The organism is Streptomyces sp. LS1784 (assembly GCF_020103755.1).
In the GTDB taxonomy this organism is placed as follows: Bacteria; Actinomycetota; Actinomycetes; order Streptomycetales; family Streptomycetaceae; genus Kitasatospora.
The window spans coordinates 1-6,797 of the sequence record NZ_JAHSQD010000450.1 but is presented as its reverse complement, the minus strand read 5'-3'; the positions used below and the strand labels follow the sequence as shown (position 1 = coordinate 6,797).

The following is a 6,797-nucleotide window of genomic DNA, read 5'->3' as shown; positions in this document are numbered from 1 at the left end:
CGACGCCGCCCGGCGGACGGGGCCGCGCCGGGCGCACCGGCTGCGGGCCGGGCGCGCGGGGGCGGGTTCGCAACCGAAGTGATTCCGCCGGGCCGACGGATCGCGTCCGCGCTTCCGAGCGCTCCTACCGCGGGCGGAACCCGGCGGTGATCCTGGGCGATGCGGGTCCGGACGCCGGGAAACGGCGCCGCGGCTCCGACCGGTCGTCGGAGAGCGGGACGGTCCGTCAGGAACGCCCCACGACGCCCGACCGCCGACCACCCCCGTCGAGCAGCGCGCCGCAGCATCCGCCACGTCACACCGTCCGCAGCACTCCGCCGCGCTGCCATCCACCGCACCGCGCCGTCCGCAGCGCCCCACCGCACTGCGCATCCACCGCACCGGCGGCGCCCCGCGAGCCCCCGCCCGCACCGTCACCGGCACGCCGGGCGTGCCCGTCTCCCGAGAGGAAACCCCATGGCCATCGGACTGCGACTGCCGCGCGGCTTCGCCGCGCTGGTCACCGCCCTCCTCGCCGCCGCGGCCGCCGTCCCGCTGACGGCGTCCAGCGCCACGGCGGTCACGGCCCCCATCTGCCTGAGCGGCAAACTCCAGTACGACTACCAGTCGGCCGAAGCCGGCACGAGCAAGCCCACGATGACCAAGCCGGTCCGCAACGCGAACGTCCAGCTGTGGGGCGCCGAGAAGCCCACCGACACCCCGCGTCAGCTCACCGCCGACTACGTGTACACCGCGGTGAGCGACGGTGGCTTCAACCTCTGTTACACCCCCACCACCACGACCTCGATGAGCAGCCTGTGGGTGCGGTTCCGCACCGAGAGCACCAAGCTGTGGAAGGTCAGCGACACCAGCGGCAACCCCTACACGCTGGACTCGACGCACCAGAGCGACATCTCCACCAGCACCAGCCTCGGCACGCTCAAGGCCTCCGCCGCCGACGCCCGGGCCTGGCACGCCTTCGACACCGTCAACCTGCTGTGGTGGTACCGCAACAACCCCGCCAGCATCTGCTGGTCCGCCCACGAGACCAACAACGGCGCCTGCACCGAACTCAACATCCAGTGGACCGCCAACTCGGCCGACGGCCCGTACTACGACCTGGCGAACACCGTCCACCTCGCCGCCGCCGACCCCGACTCCGAGCACACCGTGCTCCACGAGTCCGGCCACTTCCTCATGCACCGGCTGTACAACGGCGCGTTCCCGCCCGTCACCAACTGCAGCCCGCACTACATCAACCTGGTCAGCTCCGGCACCTGCGCCTGGACCGAGGGCTTCGCCGACTCCACCGCCGCCTACCTCCTGGGCGACTACCGCTACGTGTGGCCCGACGGCAGCAGCTACCCGTTCACCTACACCACCGGCTGGAACACCGGGGACCAGGTCCAGGGCAACGTGGACGGCTCGCTGCTCGACCTGTGGAACAACGTGGACGGCGGCTGGAACGGCACCATCAGCGTGCTGACCACGCACACCCCCTCGACGTTCGCCGAGTACTTCAAGACCGACCGGCCCGCCGCCGTGCCGCCGCTTTCCACCACCGGAAGCGCGCTCACCTCCCTGGCGGCCCACACCATCGACTACGGCCCCACCATCGTGGGCGACAACCAGTACCACGCCCTCACCAACGGAGGCGGCCTGGCCCTGGAACACGCCGGTCAGTGCACCGCCTCCAGCAACGTCGTCGCCGACCTCGACGCCTACGACCCCACTCGCGCCTCCGAGAAGTGGAAGCTGGACGCGAACGCGGACGGCACCGCGAGGATCTACGACAGCTGCCCGACCCCCCTCACGCTGACCGCCCCCGCCACTGCCGGGGCCCAGGTCACCCTGCAGGCCTTCAACGCGGCCAACCAGTACCAGAAGTGGCAGGTCACCAAGAACAGCAGCGGCAACCTGACGATCACCAACCCGGTGACCGGCTACGTGCTCGACAGCGCCGGCGTCAGCGTCGGGACCGCCGTGACCGTCAACCCGGCCGGTGCCGCCAACACCCAGGACTGGGCCACCCTCAGCTGACGCACGGGCGCGCTGTCAGCGGCCGTCAATCCACGGTTTATCGCGCTGCCGCAGAGTGTTCCCCGGCCGCGGGAGTGCCCTGCGGCCGAGATCGGGGGACCTCATGGGAACGTGAGCCGGCCGGCGGCAGCGGCAACAACGCCACCGCCGAGTTCTCCGCCTGGGGCCGGTAGCCACCGCACCACGGGCGCACCCCACCGTGGTGACCACCCGCTACCCGCCCTGAACGGCAGGTAGCGCCCGGCCGGTCCGGCCTGCGTCGGACCGGCCGGGCCCGTCCAAGCCGCCACCCGGCCCGGTCCGGAACGCCGCCTCTGCCGGCGGCGAATCTGCGGCGGGCAGAGAAACCGCATCCGGGGGCCGCCCCGGGCCGAGAGTGGAGTCGACGGCACACCGCCCCGACGAGGAGAGCAGATGACTCCACTCACCCCGCCCCCGCCCCGCGCCGCGGAGGGCGACACGCAGCCCAGCGCCTTCGACGACCACCTCGCGGCACAGCTGCTCGCCCAGCGGATCGTCCTGCTCGGCACGCAGGTCGACGACGTGTCGGCCAACCGGGTGTGCGCGCAGCTGCTCCTGCTGTCGGCGGAGGACCCGCGCACCGACATCAGCCTGTACATCAACAGCCCCGGCGGTTCGGTCACCGCGGGCCTCGCCATCTACGACACCATGCGGCTGATCCCGAACGACGTCTCGACGCTGGCGATGGGTTTCGCCGCCAGCATGGGCCAGTTCCTGCTCACCGTGGGGGCGTCCGGCAAGCGGTTCGCCCTGCCGAACGCGCGGATCATGATGCACCAGCCCTCGGCGGGCATCGGCGGCACCGCCGCGGACATCGAGATCCAGGCGGAGAACCTCCAGTTCACCAAGAAGGCCATCGAGCGGATCACCGCCGAACACACCGGGCAGAGCGAGGAGACCATCGCGCGCGACGGCGACCGGGACCGCTGGTTCACCGCCGAACAGGCCAGGGAGTACGGGATCGTGGACCGGGTGGTGGAGTCGGTCGCCGACATCCGCCCGGCCGCCTCCCGCCGACGGATCGGACTGTGACATGGGCTCGTACACGGTTCCCTACGTCATCGAGCGGACCGCGCAGGGCGAGCGGTCCTACGACGTCTTCAGCCGGCTGCTGAACGAGCGGATCATCTTCCTCGGCACCGAGATCGACGACTCGGTCGCCAACGTGGTCATCGCCCAACTCCTGCACCTGGAAGCGGAGAACCCGGAACGGGAGATCTCGATCTACCTCAACTCGCCCGGCGGATCGTTCACTTCACTGATGGCGATCTACGACACGATGACCTTCGTGCAGGCGCCGATCTCCACCTTCTGCGTCGGCCAGGCGGCGTCGACGGCGGCGGTGCTGCTGGCCGGCGGAGACCCCGGGCGACGGTTCGTGCTCCAGCACGCACGGGTGCTGCTCGGCCAGCCGGCCAGCGGCGGCCGGCAGGGGACGGTCTCCGACCTCAGCCTCGCGGCCAAGGAGATGGTCCGCATCCGCTCGCAGGTGGAGGAGGTCCTCTCCCGGCACACGCACCACGACGCGGCGACGCTGCGCGCGGACATGGACCGGGACAAGGTGCTCACCGCCGAGGAGGCCGTCGCCTACGGGATCGCCGACGAGGTGCTGAGCCGGCGGCTCGGGTTCGCCTGACCGGCGCGCGGCCGGTACGGCGGCGGGGCGCACCGCCGTCGTACCCGGCCACCGGCCAGGCCCGGTCAGGCCGCGAGGCAGAGGCCGTCGTACCGCCCCGTGGGCGACGTGCGTCCCCGGCCCACCAGACCCCGGCCCTGGCCCACCCGGCTCGGGGCGTACCGGGTCAGCTCGTCCTGGACCAGCGAGAGCAGGTCCCCGAGGCCGAGCCCCAGCGCCCGGGCGGCCGCCGCGAGCACCTCGGAGGACGCCTCCTTGCGCCCGCGCTCCAGCTCCGACAGGTACGGCATCGAGATCCGGGCCGCCTCCGCGACGTCCTTCAGCGTGCGCTCCTGGGCGAGCCGCTCGCGCCGCAGCACATCGCCGACGACGTCGCGCCACAGCGGCTCCCTCCGCGCGGGTGCCTGCGGGGCCCCCGTCGGCCGCTGCGGGGTACGGGACGCCCCATCGGATGCGGGCGGCGAGGCCTGCGGACGCAGGGGGATGACGCGGGCTTCGTTCTGCGCATGAGTGCTCACCCCTTCAGCCTAGGGACCAGGGGCCCCGGGGGAAGAGCACGGCGTTCTGCCCTGGGTGAAGCCGCCGGGCGGGCCGCGGCCGCCGCGAACCGCAGGCCAACTCCGTGTCCTCAGGGCCGGGGTGTCCAGCCGGGCGGGGTGAGGGCGGTGCCGGCGAGGATCCGCCCGACCGTCCCGTCCGGGCCGCTGTGCCGGCTGACGGCCTGTTCGGCGCCGTGGGGGAGCGGAGCCGCCTCAGGACCGCGGCGCCGGGCACCTGTATGTTGATCACTCGCCGGCCCTGTCGGTGTCCCGTCCCAGGGGGGTGACGCGCGGGTCCGGCCCGCAGCGGTGGCCGTTTCGCGCAGCCGGGCCACTGCCGCCGGGGAGGCGGAAAGGGACCGCGAGGACCCGGCAGGGACCTCGCCACGGGGGCGAACGGCAACTCATCGTCTCGACGTTCTCGAAGGATCTCGAATGACCGTTCCCGTCCCGCCCGACAGCAGCCCGCAGTCCGCCGAGGAACCGGCCGGCACCAACCCGTGGGCGCCGCTGGACCCGGGGCAGGGCGAGGCCGCGGTCCCCGCCCCCGCCACTGCCCCCGGCCCCGCCCCCGCCGGGGCGCCCGCCCCCGGCGTGCCGTACTGGCCGCCGTATCCGATACCGGCGCCGCAGCCCCGCAACGGCCTGGGCATCGCGGCCATGGTCCTCGGGATCGTCGGTGTCGCCCTCAGCCTGGCCGTCATCCTGTTCTGGCTGTCCTGGCTGCCGGCCCTGCTCGCCGTGGTCTTCGGCGCCATCGGCCTGGGCTACGTGCGCAAGGGCCTGGCGACCAACCGGGCGATGGCCCTGGCGGGTGTGATCCTGGGCGTCACCGGCCTGTTGGTCTCGGTCGGTGCCGGGGTGTTCGTCGTGGCACGGGTGCATGAGGTCAACGAGGAGCGGCAGGCGGAGGCGGACGCCGCGCGCGCCCGCTTCGAGGCCGCGACCAAGGCCGCGGAGGAGCGGGCGGCGAAGGAGAGGGAGCGGATCGAGGCGGAGCGGAAGAGGATCGAGGCCGAGCAGGAGAAGGCGGCCGCGGACGAGAGGGCCCGGCGCCTGCCGTTCGGCCAGTCCTACACGTACGAGGACGGGCTGAAGGTCGCGACGGCCGCGCCGGAGCCGTACTCCCCGCTCCGGACCGTGTTCGAGCCCCCCAAGGACGCCAAGATCATCCAGGTGAAGATCACCGTCGTCAACACCGGATCCCAGGAGCTCTCGCTCTACGGATCGGGGCTGCCCATCGTCAGGGACGCCAAGGGCAACCTCGTCTTCTCGCTGATCGACGGAAGCGAACGGCTGAAGCTCCTCACCGGCTCGCTGGCTCCGGGCCAGGAGGCCACCGGCGTGTACGCGTACGCCCTGCCGAACAGCGCGGCCGACCAGTTCTCCGTCGACTTCACCTACGGCACCGGACGCCAGCGCAAGAACGTCATCTGGACCGGCTCTCCCAGCTGACCCGACGCCGCTGCCCGCCGGTACCGGCCCTTTCGCCCGGCCCCGCGACCGGCCTGACGGCGAACGTCATCGTGCCCGCCGTTGAACTGCTTCAACTCGGCCTCGAAGTTCGTACACACGTCCCGCGCGATCTCTTCGCGGCGGGTCAGCACGGCGTCGGTGAAGGTGGACCCAGGCACCACCTACCAGGCGGACGACGTCGTGACCTCCAACGGAGTCGGCTACTGCTGCCTCCAGGGCCACACCGCCCAGGCCGGCTGGGAACCGCCGGTCGTCCCGGCGCTCCGGCAGCCGGTGTGACCGGGGCACCCTGACAGCCCGTGAAGCCGCTGCGCCGCGGTCCGTCGAGGGGGACGGACCGCGGCGCAGCCATGGGCGGACAGCCTGCTGCCGAGCCGCCGGCGGGCCCGCGCATACGGCCGGACCGCCCGAGTCGCCGGCGATGCGGTCCTACGGCGCCGCCGCCGGGCTCACGGCGCCCGACGACCGGCTGCCCGCCGGGGCGGACCGGATGGAGTCGAAGACCTGCTGCACCTGCCGCAGCGTCGGCTCGGACGGCTGCCGCAGGCAGGCCGTCATCTCGACCAGAGCTGCCCGGGCGCCGTGGTCGATGCTGCGCAGGCCGGTCAGGCTGCGGCTGCCGCCGAGCGCCGCGCAGTCCTTGTCGATCTCCGTGCCGGTGAGCCCGGGCGGGGACGCGCCGAGCTTGGCGGCCGGCCCCTGGTCGTCCACCAAGCGGAAGGTGAGGACGGCGCCGCCGGTGGGCAGCCGTACGGAGAGCGGGCATCGGGCGGGATCCGCCGTGCACGACGGTCCCGCCCCGAGTGGTTGGGTGCCGAGGTAGCCGAACCGCTCCTGAGGGTCGGTGGTCACGGCGGCCAGGGTGTGCCAGTTCGCCGGCGTATCGACGACCATCTCCGGGAACAGCGGGAAGAAGATCGCCGTCCCGGTCGAGCCGGGCGGTCTCCCCGACGGTGGTGGCGGCGACGACGGCGCCAGCACCGGCGACGGCTGGGCCGACACTGCCGGGGCCGGGGCGGACACGGATCCGGCCGGCCCCAGCCCGGCTCCCCGCACGGGTGCGGGTGCGAGTGCGGGCGCGGCGGCCAGCTCCTGGGCGATGTTGC

6 protein-coding genes and 1 pseudogene are annotated in these 6,797 nt (G+C 73.0%); 5 read left to right on the top strand and 2 right to left on the bottom strand.

The genetic code is table 11. The features are described from left to right. Nucleotides 1-456: 456 nt before the first annotated feature. The 3 genes from KS423_RS34265 to KS423_RS34255 all read left to right on the top strand — a co-directional run bounded on the left by KS423_RS34265 (nucleotide 457) and on the right by KS423_RS34255 (nucleotide 3,676). The gene (locus KS423_RS34265; protein ID WP_224283656.1) at nucleotides 457-2,019 is read left to right on the top strand and encodes an RICIN domain-containing protein; all 1,563 of its coding nucleotides are present in this window, start codon (nucleotides 457-459) and stop codon (nucleotides 2,017-2,019) included. Between the two features lie 414 nt (nucleotides 2,020-2,433). Then, nucleotides 2,434-3,072, top strand: coding sequence for an ATP-dependent Clp protease proteolytic subunit (locus tag KS423_RS34260; protein WP_224283655.1), 639 nt, complete (start codon nucleotides 2,434-2,436; stop codon nucleotides 3,070-3,072). A gap of 1 nt (nucleotide 3,073) precedes the next feature. Further along, nucleotides 3,074-3,676: a ClpP family protease gene (locus KS423_RS34255; RefSeq protein ID WP_224283654.1), complete on the top strand. Its 603-nt coding sequence runs from the start codon at nucleotides 3,074-3,076 to the stop codon at nucleotides 3,674-3,676. A 65-nt stretch (nucleotides 3,677-3,741) separates the two neighbouring features. Here KS423_RS34255 and KS423_RS34250 read toward each other — a convergent pair whose 3' ends face one another. After that, nucleotides 3,742-4,194 (bottom strand): helix-turn-helix domain-containing protein, encoded by a 453-nt coding sequence (locus tag KS423_RS34250; RefSeq protein ID WP_224283653.1) that lies wholly within the window; start codon nucleotides 4,192-4,194, stop codon nucleotides 3,742-3,744. A gap of 456 nt (nucleotides 4,195-4,650) precedes the next feature. On the opposite strand from KS423_RS34250, the gene KS423_RS34245 reads away from it, so the two are divergent. Both KS423_RS34245 and KS423_RS34240 read left to right on the top strand, forming a co-directional pair. Continuing rightward, nucleotides 4,651-5,670, top strand: a complete 1,020-nt coding sequence (locus tag KS423_RS34245; RefSeq protein ID WP_224283652.1) for a DUF4190 domain-containing protein — start codon at nucleotides 4,651-4,653, stop codon at nucleotides 5,668-5,670. Between the two features lie 159 nt (nucleotides 5,671-5,829). Then, the gene (locus KS423_RS34240) at nucleotides 5,830-5,970 is read left to right on the top strand and encodes a carbohydrate-binding protein (protein ID WP_224283651.1); all 141 of its coding nucleotides are present in this window, start codon (nucleotides 5,830-5,832) and stop codon (nucleotides 5,968-5,970) included. A 150-nt stretch (nucleotides 5,971-6,120) separates the two neighbouring features. Here KS423_RS34240 and KS423_RS34235 read toward each other — a convergent pair. Next, nucleotides 6,121-6,797, bottom strand: a pseudogene (locus KS423_RS34235) (hypothetical protein); the annotation flags it as partial.

Coding starts and splice junctions, on each gene's coding strand:
- KS423_RS34265 (WP_224283656.1), top strand. CDS start 457: ATGGCCATCGGACTGCGACTGCCGCGCGGCTTCGCCGCGCTGGTCACC.
- KS423_RS34260 (WP_224283655.1), top strand. CDS start 2,434: ATGACTCCACTCACCCCGCCCCCGCCCCGCGCCGCGGAGGGCGACACG.
- KS423_RS34255 (WP_224283654.1), top strand. CDS start 3,074: ATGGGCTCGTACACGGTTCCCTACGTCATCGAGCGGACCGCGCAGGGC.
- KS423_RS34245 (WP_224283652.1), top strand. CDS start 4,651: ATGACCGTTCCCGTCCCGCCCGACAGCAGCCCGCAGTCCGCCGAGGAA.